The sequence below is a fragment of the Acinetobacter sp. YH16040_T genome, from assembly GCF_024605785.1.
GTDB lineage: Bacteria > Pseudomonadota > Gammaproteobacteria > Pseudomonadales > Moraxellaceae > Acinetobacter > Acinetobacter amyesii.
The window spans coordinates 981,087-998,204 of record NZ_CP094541.1; the positions used below are offsets into that span (position 1 = coordinate 981,087).

At 39.4% G+C, this 17,118-nt stretch carries 16 protein-coding genes, 1 tRNA gene and 1 pseudogene; 8 read left to right on the forward strand and 10 right to left on the reverse strand.

Features of this window, described 5'->3' with window-relative positions; all coding sequences use genetic code 11:
• Positions 1-255 precede the first annotated feature (255 nt).
• Positions 256-741: a hypothetical protein gene (locus tag MST16_RS04745; protein WP_168378092.1), complete on the forward strand. Its 486-nt coding sequence runs from the start codon at positions 256-258 to the stop codon at positions 739-741.
• A 238-nt stretch (positions 742-979) separates the two neighbouring features.
• Here MST16_RS04745 and MST16_RS04750 read toward each other — a convergent pair whose 3' ends face one another.
• On the reverse strand, positions 980-1,519 hold the full coding sequence (locus tag MST16_RS04750) for a DOMON-like domain-containing protein (RefSeq protein WP_180010009.1): 540 nt from the start codon (positions 1,517-1,519) through the stop codon (positions 980-982).
• Between the two features lie 6 nt (positions 1,520-1,525).
• Entirely contained in the window at positions 1,526-1,849 is a 324-nt protein-coding gene (locus MST16_RS04755) for a YhbY family RNA-binding protein (protein ID WP_078191340.1), read from the reverse strand.
• A gap of 195 nt (positions 1,850-2,044) precedes the next feature.
• Between MST16_RS04755 and rlmE the strand changes: the two genes are divergently transcribed.
• The 4 genes from rlmE (at position 2,045) to MST16_RS04775 (ending at position 6,099) form a co-directional block, all read left to right on the forward strand.
• Positions 2,045-2,695, forward strand: coding sequence for a 23S rRNA (uridine(2552)-2'-O)-methyltransferase RlmE (gene rlmE, locus MST16_RS04760; RefSeq protein ID WP_078192159.1), 651 nt, complete (start codon positions 2,045-2,047; stop codon positions 2,693-2,695).
• A gap of 136 nt (positions 2,696-2,831) precedes the next feature.
• Positions 2,832-4,730, forward strand: a complete 1,899-nt coding sequence (gene ftsH, locus MST16_RS04765) for an ATP-dependent zinc metalloprotease FtsH (protein WP_078191443.1) — start codon at positions 2,832-2,834, stop codon at positions 4,728-4,730.
• A 112-nt stretch (positions 4,731-4,842) separates the two neighbouring features.
• Positions 4,843-5,697, forward strand: a complete 855-nt coding sequence (gene folP / locus MST16_RS04770) for a dihydropteroate synthase (protein WP_218946127.1) — start codon at positions 4,843-4,845, stop codon at positions 5,695-5,697.
• A gap of 87 nt (positions 5,698-5,784) precedes the next feature.
• Positions 5,785-6,099 (forward strand): DUF5713 family protein, encoded by a 315-nt coding sequence (locus MST16_RS04775; protein WP_078191338.1) that lies wholly within the window; start codon positions 5,785-5,787, stop codon positions 6,097-6,099.
• A gap of 227 nt (positions 6,100-6,326) precedes the next feature.
• Here MST16_RS04775 and MST16_RS04780 read toward each other — a convergent pair whose 3' ends face one another.
• From MST16_RS04780 to MST16_RS04790, 3 genes are all read right to left on the reverse strand, one after another.
• A complete protein-coding gene (locus MST16_RS04780; protein WP_180010008.1) occupies positions 6,327-6,827 on the reverse strand; it encodes a hypothetical protein in 501 nt (166 codons plus the stop codon).
• 88 nt (positions 6,828-6,915) lie between these two features.
• Positions 6,916-7,001 (reverse strand) — tRNA-Leu (locus MST16_RS04785).
• A 169-nt stretch (positions 7,002-7,170) separates the two neighbouring features.
• Complete coding sequence (locus tag MST16_RS04790) at positions 7,171-7,905, reverse strand: hypothetical protein (RefSeq protein WP_180010007.1); 735 nt, start codon at positions 7,903-7,905, stop codon at positions 7,171-7,173.
• A gap of 195 nt (positions 7,906-8,100) precedes the next feature.
• Between MST16_RS04790 and MST16_RS04795 the strand changes: the two genes are divergently transcribed.
• The gene (locus MST16_RS04795) at positions 8,101-8,607 is read left to right on the forward strand and encodes a hypothetical protein (protein WP_180010006.1); all 507 of its coding nucleotides are present in this window, start codon (positions 8,101-8,103) and stop codon (positions 8,605-8,607) included.
• Between the two features lie 102 nt (positions 8,608-8,709).
• On the opposite strand, the gene MST16_RS04800 is transcribed toward MST16_RS04795, so the two are convergent.
• The 4 genes from MST16_RS04800 to MST16_RS04815 all read right to left on the reverse strand — a co-directional run bounded on the left by MST16_RS04800 (position 8,710) and on the right by MST16_RS04815 (position 13,095).
• On the reverse strand, positions 8,710-10,044 hold the full coding sequence (locus tag MST16_RS04800; protein WP_180010005.1) for a CitMHS family transporter: 1,335 nt from the start codon (positions 10,042-10,044) through the stop codon (positions 8,710-8,712).
• A gap of 267 nt (positions 10,045-10,311) precedes the next feature.
• Entirely contained in the window at positions 10,312-10,590 is a 279-nt protein-coding gene (locus MST16_RS04805) for a hypothetical protein (RefSeq protein ID WP_078191333.1), read from the reverse strand.
• Between the two features lie 54 nt (positions 10,591-10,644).
• Positions 10,645-11,973, reverse strand: a complete 1,329-nt coding sequence (locus MST16_RS04810; protein ID WP_078191332.1) for a hemolysin family protein — start codon at positions 11,971-11,973, stop codon at positions 10,645-10,647.
• Between the two features lie 129 nt (positions 11,974-12,102).
• On the reverse strand, positions 12,103-13,095 hold the full coding sequence (locus MST16_RS04815) for a LysR family transcriptional regulator (RefSeq protein WP_078191331.1): 993 nt from the start codon (positions 13,093-13,095) through the stop codon (positions 12,103-12,105).
• Positions 13,096-13,779: 684 nt separating this feature from the next.
• On the opposite strand from MST16_RS04815, the gene MST16_RS04820 reads away from it, so the two are divergent.
• Complete coding sequence (locus MST16_RS04820) at positions 13,780-15,384, forward strand: isocitrate lyase (protein ID WP_168378085.1); 1,605 nt, start codon at positions 13,780-13,782, stop codon at positions 15,382-15,384.
• 140 nt (positions 15,385-15,524) lie between these two features.
• On the opposite strand, the gene MST16_RS04825 is transcribed toward MST16_RS04820, so the two are convergent.
• The gene (locus MST16_RS04825) at positions 15,525-15,899 is read right to left on the reverse strand and encodes a diacylglycerol kinase (RefSeq protein WP_078191329.1); all 375 of its coding nucleotides are present in this window, start codon (positions 15,897-15,899) and stop codon (positions 15,525-15,527) included.
• Between the two features lie 372 nt (positions 15,900-16,271).
• Between MST16_RS04825 and MST16_RS04830 the strand changes: the two are divergent.
• A pseudogene (locus tag MST16_RS04830) lies at positions 16,272-17,003 on the forward strand (MBL fold metallo-hydrolase); the annotation flags it as partial.
• Positions 17,004-17,118 lie beyond the last annotated feature (115 nt).

The window sequence follows — 17,118 nt, forward strand, 5'->3', positions numbered from 1 at the left end:
AGGCTGCTTAAAAACCTACCCTCCTTACATCTGCTCGCTTGAACTTAACACGGCATTATACGCAGAAAGCCACTGAAAGTCCATCGTAAATATCAGGAATAAAGCAGATAAAGCGCTTGCATTTTAGAATAAAGTTTGGTTTTGCAAAATCTTAGAAAAATGTAAGCAATTAATTATTGTCAGACAAATCATAAATTAAAATTTATCAAAAAGCGCTAATGTGGGTCGGTCAGCAAAAACTATAGGTACAAAGTCATGGCAACACAACAAAAACAAACAGCGGCTAAAACCTCCCTGAAAGAAGTCGTTATCGAAGGTGCTGAAAAGCTTGAACAAGTTGCAAAAGAGGCAAGTGTTCAAGCCACAGAAGCGGTCACTGAAAGCAAAGGAAAGATCGGAGCAGAGGCAAAGCAGTTGAATGCCAGTGTGCAAGATCAATTGCGTCAGTTGAAGCAAGATGTATTGAATAAACTTGATCAGTTAAAAGTTCAGTTTGGTTCATCGCAAAAAGATTTTAGCGAACTCAAAGAATTTGTGAAAACTGAGTTTAATACTGTTATTGATGATCTTTCAAAACTTGGAAAAGAGCTGAAAGAAGATGTGACCCAAATTTCAGGAAAGCACAAAGATCATCTAACAGAAACATTTAAGCGTTCTAAGGAACATACTTTGGAAGCGTGGAAAAAAGTTTCACCAGTGAAAGCTGAAGTTACGGATCAAACCACAGATCTTAAAAGTTAATTGTGAATGACATGAATTTTAAAACGCTTGAGCTAAGTCTAGTCATTCCAGGGAGCTGGATTCGGTGAGAGCGAATTAAACTTCAATTTAACGCTAAATATGCAAAAGGGAGTCATTAATGGCTCCCTTATTGTGAATGGTACATTTAAGTCCAAAATACTTATTTAAAATAAACAGGCAATAAAAAAGCAAAAGATCGTACTTTTGCTTTTTATCGAAGATCAAAACATCAAATGGTTTAGAACTGATGTAGCCAATCACGCTTGTTGTGAAAGTCAGCATTTGGACTACTATGCTGCATGGCATAGTACTGTTCACCTTGAGGGGTTTTCAGTACTGCAGTTAGACCAATATAGAGATCTTCCCATTTAAGTTTGTACTTCAGCATAAATTCTGTCAGATCAAGACTGACATTTAAGCCATAGTGCGTCCGTTTCAACTGATTCAGTTCAATATCGTAAGCAGCTTGTGGCGGCATATCTTCTGGATAGCGATATTCTTCAAACTGGTAAGCCTGCCAAGCTTGTGAAGGGGAGAGGTTGATTTCACGATAAAAGTCTTCATTGTGTACACCAATAAAAACTTCTAAGCAGGTCTGTTCCCACAAAAAATCGATTCGTGGGTGAGCTGATACCAATTCTGGCCATTGAATCAGTTGGTTTGGGTCTCGAATCCAATAACCCACATTTAAAGTATATGGGCTTTGTTGTTCGATAGCACCTACGACTGATACAGCCTGAAAGCGACGATCAAAAGCGCTGAGTTCGAAACTTGCCATAAATGCTTAGTTAGACAGGTGTGCGTAGCGAACAAGGTTAGACAGTTTTGCATTTTGTTTTGCCGCTTTGCGGTAAATCAAAGCAATCTTACCAATCGTTTGAACAACTTCAGAACCTGAAACAGTCGCAATTTCAGTAATCATTGCAGCACGAGCTTCACGGTCTTCTGCCACAACTTTCACTTTAATTAACTCATGGTCGTTTAACGCACGGTTTAATTCTTCAACAACGCTTTCTGATAAGCCTTTGTCCGCAACCATTACAACTGGGTTTAGGGTGTGACCAATTTGACGTAAGCGTTTACGTTCTTGAATAGATAAAGCCGCCATAAATATAACCTAATTTTAAAAACGACCTAGTATAGCAAAATCAAAGTTGAAGCGCTGTATTTAATCGGCATTTTCTCGATGAAGATTATTGAAAAAAACATGATTTAAGATGCTTTTTAGATACACATGTCTACTGCAAAAGTGCTGAATTTCACGTACAATCAAGACTGAGAAGTTTTTTTTATTTAGAGAGTTATGGCTACCCGCATTACTAACCAGAAATTATCCAAAAGTAGTCGTGACTGGATGCGTGAGCATCTTGATGACCCCTTTGTGAAAAAAGCACAAAAGGAAGGGTATCGTGCGCGTGCCGCTTATAAATTGCTTGAAATTCAAGAAAAATACAAATTGATCAAGCCAGGCATGACCGTTGTCGACTTAGGTGCTGCACCAGGTAGTTGGTCGCAAATTGCCGGTAAACTTGTTGGTGACAAAGGTTTGGTTATTGCTTCTGATATTTTACCCATGGATGCTTTACCCGATGTGACCTTCTTGCAAGGTGACTTTCGTGAACAAGAAGTGTTCGATGAATTGTTAAAAATTTTAGATGGACGTACTGTAGACGTTGTAATTTCAGATATGGCCCCCAATACATCAGGTAATAAGGCTGTAGATCAACCGCGTCAGATCTATCTTTGTGAATTAGCAATCGACTTTGCTCAAAAGGTTCTTGGACCAAATGGACAGTTTGTTGTTAAAGTGTTCCAAGGTGTTGGATTTGATGAATACCGTAAGCAAGTTGTAGACACATTTGATGTGCTGAAAACAGCAAAACCGGCGGCTTCACGTGCTCGATCTAAAGAAGTGTTTTTAATCGGGCAGGGACGTAAGAAAGCTTTCAAGTAAAGTTTACTTGCCAACTCGTTAAAAATTGTGCATTTTGTACGTTTTTAAATTATTGCGAAGCTACTCTGCAGCGTAAGTATTAGAGTCACCCATGTAAATGGGATTGAACGAATTAGATAGAAATGGGAATAAAGCTTTGAGCGATCTTTTTAAGAATGCCGTGTTGTGGCTGGTTATCCTAGGCGTGCTGGTTTTAATCTTCAGCAACGTCAGTGACCGCAATCAACCGACCGCGATGAACTATTCTGAGTTCGTGGCAGCCGTAAATGCGGGTCAGATTAAACAAGTCACCATTGATGGCGAAAGAATTCGTGGCGAAAAATCAAACGGTTCTGAGTTTGAAAGTATCCGTCCTGCGGTTCAAGATCCTGAACTTATGCCGAACCTAATCAAGAACAATGTTGTTGTTGAAGGTACAGCGCCACAGCGTCAAAGTATTTTGATGCAACTTCTGATTGCAAGTTTTCCTGTTCTTTTAATCATTCTGTTATTCATGTTCTTTATGCGCAACATGGGTGGTGGAGCTGGTGGTAAGAATGGCCCAATGAGTTTTGGTAAGTCAAAAGCAAAAATGCTGTCTGAAGACCAAATCAAAGTGACATTTACTGATGTTGCGGGCTGTGATGAAGCTAAACAAGAAGTTGTTGAAATCGTTGACTTCCTAAAAGATCCATCTAAGTTCAAACGACTTGGTGCAAGCATTCCGAAAGGCGTGCTCATGGTTGGTCCTCCGGGTACAGGTAAAACTTTACTTGCTAAAGCGATTGCGGGTGAAGCGAAAGTACCGTTCTTTAGTATTTCGGGTTCTGACTTTGTTGAAATGTTCGTGGGTGTGGGTGCGTCTCGTGTCCGTGACATGTTTGAACAAGCAAAGCGTCATGCACCATGTATCATTTTCATCGATGAGATCGATGCCGTTGGTCGTCACCGTGGTTCAGGTACAGGTGGTGGTAATGATGAGCGTGAGCAAACATTAAACCAAATGTTGGTTGAAATGGATGGTTTTGAAGGCAACGAAGGTATTATCGTCATTGCTGCAACAAACCGTGCTGACGTATTGGATAAAGCTTTACTTCGTCCAGGTCGTTTTGACCGTCAAGTGATGGTGTCTCTACCTGATATTAAAGGTCGTGAGCAAATCCTGAATGTACATTTGAAAAAATTACCTTCTGTGACTGGTGTAGATGTCAAAGTCTTGGCACGTGGTACACCGGGCTTCTCAGGTGCTCAGTTGGCTAACCTTGTAAACGAAGCGGCACTGTTTGCTGCACGTCGTAACAAGAATACGGTCGATATGCATGACTTTGAAGATGCAAAAGATAAGCTTTACATGGGTCCTGAACGTAAATCGATGGTGATTCGCGAAGAAGAACGTCGTGCGACGGCTTATCATGAAGCAGGTCATGCGATTGTTGCTGAAATCTTGCCGGGTACAGACCCTGTGCATAAAGTGACAATTATGCCGCGTGGTTGGGCACTTGGTGTGACTTGGCAGTTGCCTGAACATGACCAAACCAGCCATTACAAAGACAAAATGTTGAATGAACTTTCAATTTTGTTTGGTGGTCGTATTGCAGAAGAAGTCTTCATTAACCAAATGTCGACTGGTGCTTCAAATGACTTTGAACGTGCAACAAAAATGGCACGTGCAATGGTTACTAAATACGGTATGTCCGATAAAATGGGCGTCATGGTTTACGAAGATGACTCACAGCAGTCATTCATGGGTGGTTTAGGAAGTCGTGTGATTTCCGAAGCAACGCAGCTTGAAGTTGACCGTGAAGTTCGCCGTATTTTAGATGAACAATATAAAGTTGCTCGCGACATTCTTGAAAATAACAAGGATATTGCGCATGCCATGGTGAAAGCATTACTTGAATGGGAAACCATTGATCGTGATCAAATCCGTGACATTATGGAAGGTCGTGAACCACAACCACCAAAAGTGTACATCGCTGAAAATCCAGTGATTGATGTAACACCAACGGATGGTCCAGATGTTCCACCACCATTACCGTCATTGCCAAAAGCATAAAAATTTAAAACCACCTTCGGGTGGTTTTTTTATATGAAAATAAATGCATGTGAGCGAAATGCTGAGCAAACTTAGCGTTAAAATAAGCATAGCAAAATCTGGGATGTGTAATATGAAGTTGGTGTCTTTGCCGAATAAAATTTTAAACTGTGGTAATTTGCAATTAGATTTGTCAGAGCCACATGTGATGGGAATTTTAAATGTCACACCGGACTCTTTTAGTGATGGTGGCAAACACAATGGTAAAGACCAAGCTATAGCACATGCCTTACAAATGATTGCGGATGGTGCGACAGTGATTGATGTCGGTGGTGAGTCAACACGTCCGGGTGCATCTGTTGTTGAGGTTGAAGAAGAAATTCGACGGGTCGTACCCGTCGTTGAAGCCTTATCTAAACACAATGTAGTGATTTCTATCGATACCTCACAACCTGAGGTGATTGAGGCAGCGGTTCAGGCAGGTGCGCATATCTGGAATGATGTACGTGCATTAACTCGGCCGAATGCCTTAGAAACCGCTGCAAAACTGGATATTCCAGTGATCATTATGCATATGCGCGGCGAACCCACCACGATGAATAATCTAGATCAGTATCAAGATGTTGTGGCTGATGTCATTGATGAATTAAAGCAACGCGTGCAAAATGCATTGGACGCAGGCGTGCGTGCAGAAAATATTATGATTGATCCGGGTTTTGGTTTTGCTAAAAATGCGCAGCAAAACTTAAAGCTTTTACAGCAATTCTATCAATTGAATGACATGGGCTATCCGATCCTGTCGGCATTATCTCGTAAGCGTTTTATCGGTGAAGCACTTGGCGGTGCAGATGCACAAAATCGCGCTGTAGGCTCGGTTGCAGCGCATCTACTCAGCATTCAACAAGGTGCATGTATGGTTCGCGCACATGACGTCAAAGCAACAGTAGATGCGATACGTGTTTGGCAAGCCATGCAGAATGCAGTGTGATTTGAAAATACTGAATCCCAATAAATTTGGTGAATTGTAGTATTTGTGTTATATAAGCGCCCTGAATGTTTTGTGATAGAGTTTCGTATGTTTGCAGATTTACTGCTACCCATGTTTGATGATGAATATTACCCAGATGTGTTGGTTGCAGAGGTGAAGTTATTGGTTGTTCAATTTGCGAAGAAAATTGCAAAAGCAGATTTAAGTTCAACTGATATCTACCATTTTGCCAATGAAACGGTTGCACAGCTCAATAAGATGAAACCTCAATTTGAAGATTTAGATTCGTCTTTGGATGATACGGCTGCAGATTATATTGCAGAAGCCATGATGATGGTGCTGCAAGATGAAGGCCATATGGATATTGAAATGGAAGAGTTGGTTGCTAACCGAGAATGGTAATTGAACTTTAAAAAAGCCCTGTAGTGACAGGGCTTTTTTGTGTCTAGGGATTTAAAAAATTATTCAGCATTGTCTATAAAATCTTTAAACGATGATTTGATGGATGTTGATAGTTTCTGTTCTTCTTGCATGGCTTGTAGATGAAGGGCGTAGAAATACGTTTGATGCACTTTTTGTTTTAAGGATTGTTGATAAGACCAATATGCCAGTTGGCGAAGCTTTTGTAGTTATACTCGTTCAATGGCGCTGCTTTCAGGTTTATAAAATAATTCAGTAAATACACATAAAAACAGACTGAAAAAAAGTCCGCAGAGACTGATGAGGTTTAATACATCTGTTTGTAGATATTTAAAGTTAATAGCGAGGATAAGTGTGAATCCGCCAAGGAGATACAGTTGTATTTGCAGGCGTTGAACTGCGGACTTGCTGCTAAAACGTGGTTGATAATGTGCATACCAGACATAGCAATAGATCAAAGGAAGAATAATCAATATACCAAGATTAAACGCCATGTTTGGGTCGTGAATTGAAAATGCCGTCGAAAGCATCTGGCCAAGTACTGCGCTGCCAAGTGAGATAAAAAGTATCAGGCAAAAGCTAAAGATTAAAACGGGTGCAGTGGGCGTTAGATTGATAATTTTAAAATGCGCAAACAGCAGCCGTTGATAAAAGGCATCGGGATGCTTGAGTTGTAGTGCAGGGGGATCAAAATCTGAAGGTATTGGCATTGAATAATAATAGATTTATAAATTTTAGGCATAAAAAAACCAGCAAATTGCTGGATCTTTTATTGCACCAATCTTAGAAGTATAAGAATGGTGCCCGAGGCCAGACTCGAACTGGCACGCTTTGTGGGCGGGGGATTTTAAATCCCCTGTGTCTACCGATTTCACCACTCGGGCATGTGCGCAATAATAGAGGACGAAATGGAGCTTGGCAAGTGTATTTGATAGTGTTTGTTTTAAAATCAATCAATTCGTGCATATAAGTTGAAAATATTCAAAACTAGTGATGTATTGAATGACTTTTTGAGCAGTGATTGAAAGATTATTGCACTTCATTAACGCCGACTTATTTCATTAACTCATCAAGATAATGTTCAACATTTTGGTGCTTTAGCTTTTTACATAGCTGATTTTCCTGATGTAGTATTTGTATGTGCAAATTTTGGAACTGTGTAAAGCGCTCAGATAACCGCTTGTAGTTTGCTTGATTTGGATTACTGAGTGTCAAACGTAATTTTGCTTTAAGCATTTGTTTATACGACCAATAAGCAATACGACGTGTTTCTTGCAGAAAATAGTATTCTTGCGTGTTACTTCCACCTTTGAAAAGATTTTCTTTATAAAAACGCACAAAGCCGAAACTCATGGCGAAAAAGAACAATACAGATTGAACAAAGGTGCTTTGTAAAAAGGCGATATTGAGTAACTGTAATAAAATCACGATCGCAAGTCTGAACGGCGTATTCTTCAAACTTTGATACAGTGACATTGAACTGTGCTTGATTTGCTTGATGACTAAGGGTACAACCAGCATGAAAAACAGCATAATACTCAGTACAGCAATACCATGAGATCGAAACTCACTCATTTCTGGAAAATACAGTTGCACTGCATGTCCAATACTCATGCTCAAAGAAATAAAAATCATCGCCGCCAAAACCCAAGGAATAAGCTCTTTGAGTTCGTCTAAAATGCCTTGAGTTTTCAGTTGGCTATAAAATAAATAATTATGTTTAAAGGCTGCTGGATATTGCTGTTTCAGTTGTTGAAGGTAAAGCGCAGCCTGTTTCTTTTGAGCCATATTGTGACGTTAGTATTAAAGCGTGAAAGTAATATAGTTGATTTCGATATTTTTGACAGAATTTTTTTCTAAATCATGTTGTATATCTGAACATTATAAGAGAAAACGCAATTTCTATAGCGAAGGTCGCAGTTTTCATGCTGCTTTTATGCGAAAATACATGATTATTGAATATTAAGTTTTTATAGGCAGTTTATGACTGATCATTCTCCTGAAACATTAAGCGATATCGAAATTCTAGACATTCTTCAGTCGATGAAATCAGATGTTTTAAATACTGAAGCAAATGAAGTGATTCGTAGTGGGGGAAAAGCTGGTCGTCAAGAAGCACACAAACAAGCTTTGGTAAAATTAAATCAAGCATTTGAAGATAAATTTGTTGAAGCTGTGACTTTGGCTTTAGGCTTAAATGAAGGCCAAAGTAAAAAAATCCGCTACAAAAAAGATCGTATCCGTATTTTGAAAGTTCGTGGTATCGATTATTTAGCGATTGATGGTGCTGAAACTGCACAAGTATTGTCGCAAGTTGCACAAGCGATTGTACGTGAAAACGCAACGGTGACTCATGACCTGCATAATATTTTCCCATTTTGGAAAGAAGGCTGGCCAATGGTGCAATTCGACAATGTCTATAAAATTTTAGAAGATGACATTCGTATTCATTATGAAGCAGTTCTAGAAGCATTAATTTCAAAGCATTAATCACTACAAATGAACCTGTGAGTGTAAAACACTGGCTAGTTCAGTATTGTTAAGCATAAAAAAAGCACCTGATGGTGCTTTTTTTATCTTTAACTTTTTAAGTTAAGCTCGAAAAAACGGAAACATTCCAAAGATCAGACCTGCTGCTAACATGACAAAACACGTGATTACAGCCCAGATAATGGTAAATTTCTGATGTTGTCCAAACTCGATACCTGCAAGTCCACAGAGTAAATAGGTCGAAGGAACAAGTGGAGAGAGTAGGTGTACAGGTTGCCCTACGATAGAGGCACGTGCCATTTCTACAGGTTCAATTCCATAATGAGCGGCAGCATCAGAAAGAATCGGCAAAACCCCAAAATAGAAAGCATCATTCGACATAAAGAAAGTCATCGGCATACTGATGACAGCGGTAATCGGTGCTAAATAGGGACCCATACTTTCAGGGATAATTGCCACAAGTTGTTTGGACATGGCTTCTACCATGCCTGTGCCAGCTAAAATTCCGGTAAAAATACCTGCAGCAAAAATAATACCGACCACGTTTAAAGCACTACCTGCATGATGTGCGATTAACTTTTTCTGCAAGTCGACATTTTTGTAGTTGACGACTAGCGCAATACATAAAGCCACCATGAATAAAATAGGCATAGGTAAAATACTAAAAACCAGACAAATCATCAGAACGACGGTTAACAGTGCATTAAACCAACGTAGATCTGCGCGGTTGGCTTCTGGATTATCTGAGATTTGAATGTTTTCACCATGGCTGATATCCAATTGGACAATTCCTAGACGCTTTCTTTCCATGCGACCATACATCGTTCCTAAGAAGTACAACCAGCCGATGGCAAATAACATCGGTAAAACCATCGGAACAAATACATCACTTGGGTCGACATGAAGCGCGCTGGCGGCGCGGGCAGTAGGCCCACCCCAAGGTGTAAGATTCATAATTCCACTAGAGAGCATAATCAAACATGCCATAATCAATGGGCTCATACCTAAGCGCTTATAGAGTGGCAGCATGGCCGCAACACAGATCATATATGTTGTAGAACCATCTCCATCCAAAGAGACAATTAACGTCAGGGTAATGGTTCCAAGAACGACTTTTAAGGGATCACCTTTGACCATTTTTAAAATAAATTTCACCGAAGGGTCGAACAATCCGGTATCAATCATGATGGCAAAATACAGAATCGCAAAAAGCAGCATGATGCCAGTCGGTGCAAGTTTTTTTACACCTTCAATCATCATGTCGCCAATTTCATTTATTTGTATGTGTGACAAGCTGTCAAAATAAAAACCAAGTAACCACGCAATCAAGGCAAAAAGTAGGGGAATTAAAGTCAGTGCGACAAGTGGGCTTAAGCGTTTCGACATGATCAAATACATAAAGCACAAGATCATGCCCAAACCGAGTACGGTTAACATGGTTCATTCCTTTGAAATATAAAGCTGTTTTTAAATCCAAGGGCAGAGCATAAAGAGAAATTTCATCAGTCAAAACAAAGGTGATAAAATGTGAAATACATCACTATTTTGATGAGAAATAGTCATTAATAATGAAGGTATTAGGGAAGAGGGATTTTTTGATTTATTTTAATTTTTATTCAAAAAAAGTGTTCTGTTTACATTTATTCAACATCTGTAGAGAACTGTAAATGCTGTGCCTATACAGTTTAATCACAATAAGTGCGCTTAAGCAAAAATAGACAGTAGCGTCCGAATCGGCCAACTAAAAAATCGGAACCAAAAAATTAAGGGATTATAAAAGAACAGACCAAAACGCATGGTTTCGTCATATTGTTGTCGACCGCGTTCATAGGGATAAGGTGTTAAAAACCAAGCAGTGACGATCAGTGCAACACCGAGCAATAGAAATAAAGGTTGTGGATGAGCTTTGAAAAAATAATAGATCAGATAAGCCCCAGTATAAAAACTAAAGCAAGTCAAAATCGCTTTAAGTGAAAAAGACATCTTCGTATTCCATCGTATTTATATTTTATTGTTTTAGAAAAAAGAAGAATCGAATTAATCCGATTCTTCTGGTGTATCAAGTTCAGTTTCAGCCTGTTGTAAGCGGGTCACTAATAATTGGTCAATTTTAAAGTGGTCTACATCCACAACTTCAAATTTGTAGCCATGATAAGTAACAAAGTCAGCTGGACGTGGAATTTTACGCAGTTTAAACATCATAAAGCCCGCAAGGGTTTCATAGTTTTCTTCATCCGGCATTTCATCTAAAGCGAGGGCATGCTTTAAATCTTCAATTGGTGTACTGCCATCGATAAGCCAAGAATCCGCATCACGTTTAATAATTTGTTGTTCTGCTTCAATCGGTGTTACCCAGTCGCCCATCACGGTAATCATAATGTCGGAGAGCGTAATAACGCCGACAACCAACGCGTATTCGTTAATTACTACGGCAAATTTTTCTTTGGTTGAACGAAAGCGATCGAGTAATTCAGACAGTGTTAATGTATCTGGAATCGTGAGGACATTACGAATAGTATTTTCATTGAGCTGTAGAAGTGACTGATTGTTGAGGATACGAACCAAAATATCTTTGGCATCTACATAGCCAATCACGTCATCAATATTTTCACTACAGACCAAAAACTTCGAATATGGAAATTCGGCGAGTTTTTGACGAATACTGGCTTCTGATTCTTTTAGGGTAAAGTACACCACGTTTTCACGTGTAGTCATACTTGAAGGGACGTTACGTTCTTCCAGCTCAAATACGTTTTCAATAAAGTGGTGTTCTTGTTTTTGTAACACACCAGCTTGAGCACCGGCATCCATCACGGCTGAAATATCGTCAAAGGTAATATTGTCATCACGTGTTGTATTCACTTTGAATAAACGAAACAACAAATTGGCAATGGCATTAATCACCCACGCCATTGGCTTACATACCTTAATAAAGATTTGAATCGGGTCTACAACAGCGACGGCAATTTTTTCAGGTGCGATCATCGCCAAACGTTTTGGCATCAAATCAGCAAATAGAATGAATAAGGAGGTGACTAAGGTAAACGACAGGGTGAATCCTATGGTTTCAGTCCACGGGCCCTGATAAAAACGGGTCACTAAGGTTATGAAATAAGGACGAAATGCACCTTCACCCAAAATACCGCCAAGAATTGCCACGGCATTTAAGCCAATTTGTGATGCGGCGAAAAAGTCTGCTGAGTTGGCTTGTAAGTCAAGCACACGTTGTGCACGTGAATCTCCAGATTCAGCCAAAATTTTAAGCTTTACTTTTCGTGCACCCGCAAGGGCAATTTCTGTTAAGGATAGAAAACCCGCACCGACGATCAGGAGAATAATAATGACAATATTTTGGAAAAGGCTCACGAATACACCTGTTTGTGATTCATTCTATTTTTCTGTATTTCTAACACAAAAATGGGCAAGGTAGTAGTCTTAACTACTACCTATATAGTGACAGTATACGTTTGAATTAATAAGGAATTAAAGAGTTAATTACTGATACTGTGAAAACTGAGAGTTATTCATTAAGTATTCGCGGTTTTCTTCTTCAATCATTTGACGTGCAACATACAAAATAAGTTGACGCAACCAGCGATGAGCAGGGTGATGATGAAGTAAAGGACACCACGCCATTTTTAATTCAAATTCAGGAATATAGAATGGTGGATCGCGAAGTAACAGGTTTTGACTTTTGGCTTGAAGGCGAGCAATACGGCTTGGCAGAGTCGCAACCAAGTCAACATTCGAGGCCAATAAGCCTGGCATTTGATAATGACGGGTGAAAACTGAAATTTTACGTTTTTGGCCAATACGTTCTAAGGCTTGATCAATCCAACCTAGACCCGCTTGTTTTTCAGGATTGACACCAAAACCGACACCCATACCTGTTTTAGATACCCAAATGTGTTGTGCATCTAGATAGCTTTTCAGGTTTAAATTATTTGCAGCAGGGTGCTTGGCATTTAAAAGGCATGAAAAACTGTCACGCCAGACCAAAACTTGGTGGAAACTTTGCGGAATTTCATTAAAGCGGTTAATCGCCAAGTCGACTTTACCTTGTTCCATATCTCGATAAGACACATCACTAGGCGTTAAAAAATCCAGAACCACATTGGGTGCTTCGGAGCGCAAAGCTTTTACTAGGCGCGGTACCAGTGTTGCTTCAGCATAATCTGAAGTCATGATGCGGAAGACACGATTTGAAGTGTAAGGTCGGAACTCGGTACGGGGTTCCAAAATCATCGAAAGGTCAGAAAGTGCATCACGGATACGTGGCTGTAATTCAAGTGCACGTTCTGTAGGTGTCATACCTTCTGAAGAACGAATAAGAAGTGGATCATTAAATAAGTTGCGTAGACGACGTAAAATATTACTCATCGCAGGCTGAGTTACACCCAGTTGCTCGGCAGCACGAGTCACATTTTTTTCACGAAGTAGTACATCAAGATAAATTAATAGATTGAGATCGACCCGCTCCAGATTCATAAAATAAATACCGACAATAAAATCATGAAATTTATCTGATTATGCCATAACTACTAAGGCTTGTGTAAAAAATGGATGAAAAAATGACGTGTACTTTTGTACTAAAAATCGGCAGTTTTAAGACAAATTTGCTGAAGTGCCAGCATATATTATCTTAAATACTTATTACCTGTTTAGACCGATATTTTTAAGTAAATGAAATAAAAATACGGAGCAATCTTGTTTATGCGAAGTGATATTCATAAAACAAAAAAATTAGATGAAATATCTCATTTGTATGATCATTTGAAGACGGAATAACCGAGTATTTAGCTCGGTAAATTTGGGCAAAAATGGCGTAAAAAATGCTGTTTTTTTTAAAAGTGAATGCTCAGTCGACTTAAGTCTAATGAAGAATAATTCATCAAAATGTTTGAAAAATAGACAAGAAAATTAGCAAAATATATTAATAAAAGTATTTAAATACAAATGCTTATGAATATTGGTTAATTATTATAATACGACTTTAATCTACATATTTTTTAAATAAATACCGAAAATTAATGCAGAATATTGGATTAATTTTTTTAGTCAATCTACTCTGTGTCTATCGCAACGAAGTGTTCTAAATCTGAACAATCATTCGAGGGTATGATTTTAGCCTTACGTTGCAGAAAAATCCTAATATTATTACAGGAACATATCATGTCTACATACTTAACAGCGATTGATGCAATCCGTGAATTAAAAGCAAAATTCGGAAGCACTTGGCGCGATATTAGCCCAGAAGATGCTGCACGTATGCAAATGCAAAACCGTTTCAAAACTGGTTTAGACATTGCGAAATATACAGCTGCTATTATGCGTCGTGATATGGCTGCTTATGATGCTGATTCTAGCAAATACACTCAATCATTAGGTTGCTGGCACGGTTTTATCGCACAACAAAAAATGATTGCGAACAAAAAATACTTCGGTACAACTGAACGTCGTTATATCTACCTTTCTGGTTGGATGGTTGCAGCTCTTCGTTCAGAATTCGGTCCACTTCCTGACCAATCTATGCACGAAAAAACTTCAGTTCCTGCATTGATCGAAGAAATCTACACTTTCCTTCGCCAAGCTGACGCGAAAGAATTAAACGACTTGTTCCGTGCGCTTAAAAAAGCAAACGAAGCTGGTGATACTGCTAAAGCTGCTGAAATCACTGCTCAAATCGACGGTTTCCAAACTCACGTTGTGCCAATTATTGCGGACATCGACGCTGGTTTCGGTAACGAAGAAGCGACTTACTTACTAGCTAAGAAAATGATCGAAGCGGGTGCTTGTGCACTACAAATCGAAAACCAAGTATCTGACGCTAAACAATGTGGTCACCAAGCTGGTAAAGTTACAGTTCCACACGAAGACTTCATCGCGAAAATCCACGCTCTTCGCTATGCATTCTTAGAAATGGGTCTTGATGACGGTATCATCGTTGCTCGTACTGACTCTGAAGGCGCTGACTTGACTCAAAAAATCCCAGTGGTTAAAGAGCCAGGCGACATCGCTTCTCAATACATCAGCTACTTAGACACAACTGAAATTGACATTTCAGAAGCTCAAGAAGACGAAATCCTAATCAAGCGTAACGGTAAACTTCACCGTCCAAAACGTCTTGCTTCTGGCTTGTACCAGTTCCGTCCAGACACGCAAATTGACCGCGTTGTACTTGACTGTGTATCTAGCCTTCAAAATGGTGCTGACCTTCTTTGGATCGAAACTGCGACTCCAAACGTTGAAGAAATCGCTCACATGGTTAACCGTGTTAAAGAAACAGTTCCAAATGCGAAACTTGTTTATAACAACTCGCCTTCATTCAACTGGACTTTAAACTTCCGTCAACAAGCTTACGACCGTTGGGTTGCTGAAGGTAAAGACGTTTCTGCTTACGACCGTGCTAAACTAATGAGCGCTGAATACGATAACTCTGAATTAGCTGCTGAAGCTGACGAAAAAGTTCGTACGTTCCAAGCTGATGCTTCTCGTGAAGCGGGCGTGTTCCATCACTTGATCACACTTCCGACTTACCATACAGCTGCTCTTTCTACTCACGAGCTTGCTCAAGGTTACTTCGGCGACCAAGGTATGCTTGCTTATGTAGCTGGCGTTCAACGTAAAGAAATCCGCGGTACGATTTCTTGTGTTAAACACCAAGCAATGGCTGGTTCTGACATCGGTGACGACCACAAAGAAATCTTCGCTGGTGACAACGCGCTTAAAGCGGGTGACGATGCGAAAAACACAATGAACCAATTCGCTGCTCACTAAGCATTGAACTGATTCGAAAAAAAGCCCAGCGAAAGCTGGGTTTTTTTATGGCTTTAAAATCTTCTTAAATCCATTTATTAAAGTGTGTCGATATAAAAAAGCAGGGCATAACCCTGCAAATAGAGTGAGACAGCCTTTATTTAAGGCAAAAGGATAATTAACCAAGTAAAAAAAATAATTGCTAAAGCGACAAATTGAGCTGCACTTCCCATATCTTTGGCAATTTTAGAAAGTGGATGCTTGTCTAAAGATACCCGGTCGACAACGGCTTCAATGGCAGAATTGAATAACTCAACAATCAAGGCAAATAAACACACCACCACCATAAGCGCATGTTCAGCACGACTGACATCGAGAAAACAACTGGTGGGAATAAGCACCATATTCATCCAGACAATTTGTCGAAATGCTGCTTCATTTTGATAAGCAGCTTTGAATCCATCGAGGGAATATTGCGTTGCATTTAAAATTCGTTTAAGTCCAGATTTACCTTTAAACGGGGAAATTTCACTCATAGTACTGTACAGACGTATAGATTTAAAAACTGGCGAAAATATAGCATGCCAAGCTTAAAGTTTTCTTGCATTCAGTTTTTATTTTATGAGGCCTAAACGTTTAGGATGATTTACATAAGTCTGTATCAAGTTAGTGCTATGTTTATCATGTATTGGACTTAAAATTTGCCTGAATTTCAGGCACAATACAGGCGTTTAAAATTTTTAATTTTGAAGCCTTTGCTTCATTGCATGAAATAATAAAAGTGATATAGGTCAACAATGAAAAACTTTAGTTTTGCTGTGCTTGCAGCAACACTTTTAACCAGCCAGTTTGTCAGTGCAGAGCCGGCAGTTATTCAAACGGAAATCAAAACGAATGTGACACAGCCCATGGGATTTTATCCTTTCCAAGTGGGTGCATATAAAGTCATTGCTTTAAAAGATGGGACACTCGAATTAAGTCCTGATTTATTTAAACAAAATTTAACTCCAGAAGAAGTCAGTGCCTTATTTCAAAAGCTTGCGGTTGATCAGAGCAAAGGCATACAAACCAGTGTCAATGCCTATCTGATTGATGATGGACAAGGTGGCATCAGTCTTGTTGATAGTGGTGCAGCCAGTTGTTTTGGTCCGAACTTAGGATCTATTGCACAAAATATTGAAGCAGCTGGCTATAAGCTTAATCGCGTACGCAGTGTTTTCTTAACCCATTTACATCCTGATCATGCATGTGGCATTGCGAAACAAGGTAAGGCTGTGTTTCCAAATGCAACGATCTACGTCAATGAACAAGAAAGTCAGTATTGGTTAAGTGAAAGCACCGTCGACACTTTAGCTGCTGAAAAGCGTGAAGGTTATTTAGCAACTGTTGCGAAAATTAAAGCTGCGATTGCGCCTTATCAAACCATGCGGAGTTTTAAGACTTTTAGCGTTGGTTCGGTGATTAATGGATTAGAAGTACTACCGAGTATTGGACATACACCGGGGCATTATTCTTTTATCTTAAAATCGCAAGCTAAAAGTTTTGCTATCCTCGGCGATGTGGTTCATTCCTATCATTTACAGTTTGAACAACCCAAATTATCTGTCGATTTTGATGTCGATCCGGTCAAAGCCAGTGAAACTCGTTTAGCAATTTTTAAACGTTTTGCTCAAGAGCAAACCTTTGTTGCATTTGCACATTTACCATTTCCCGGTATTGGTAAAATAAGTGAAATGAATGATGGTCAGTTCCGTT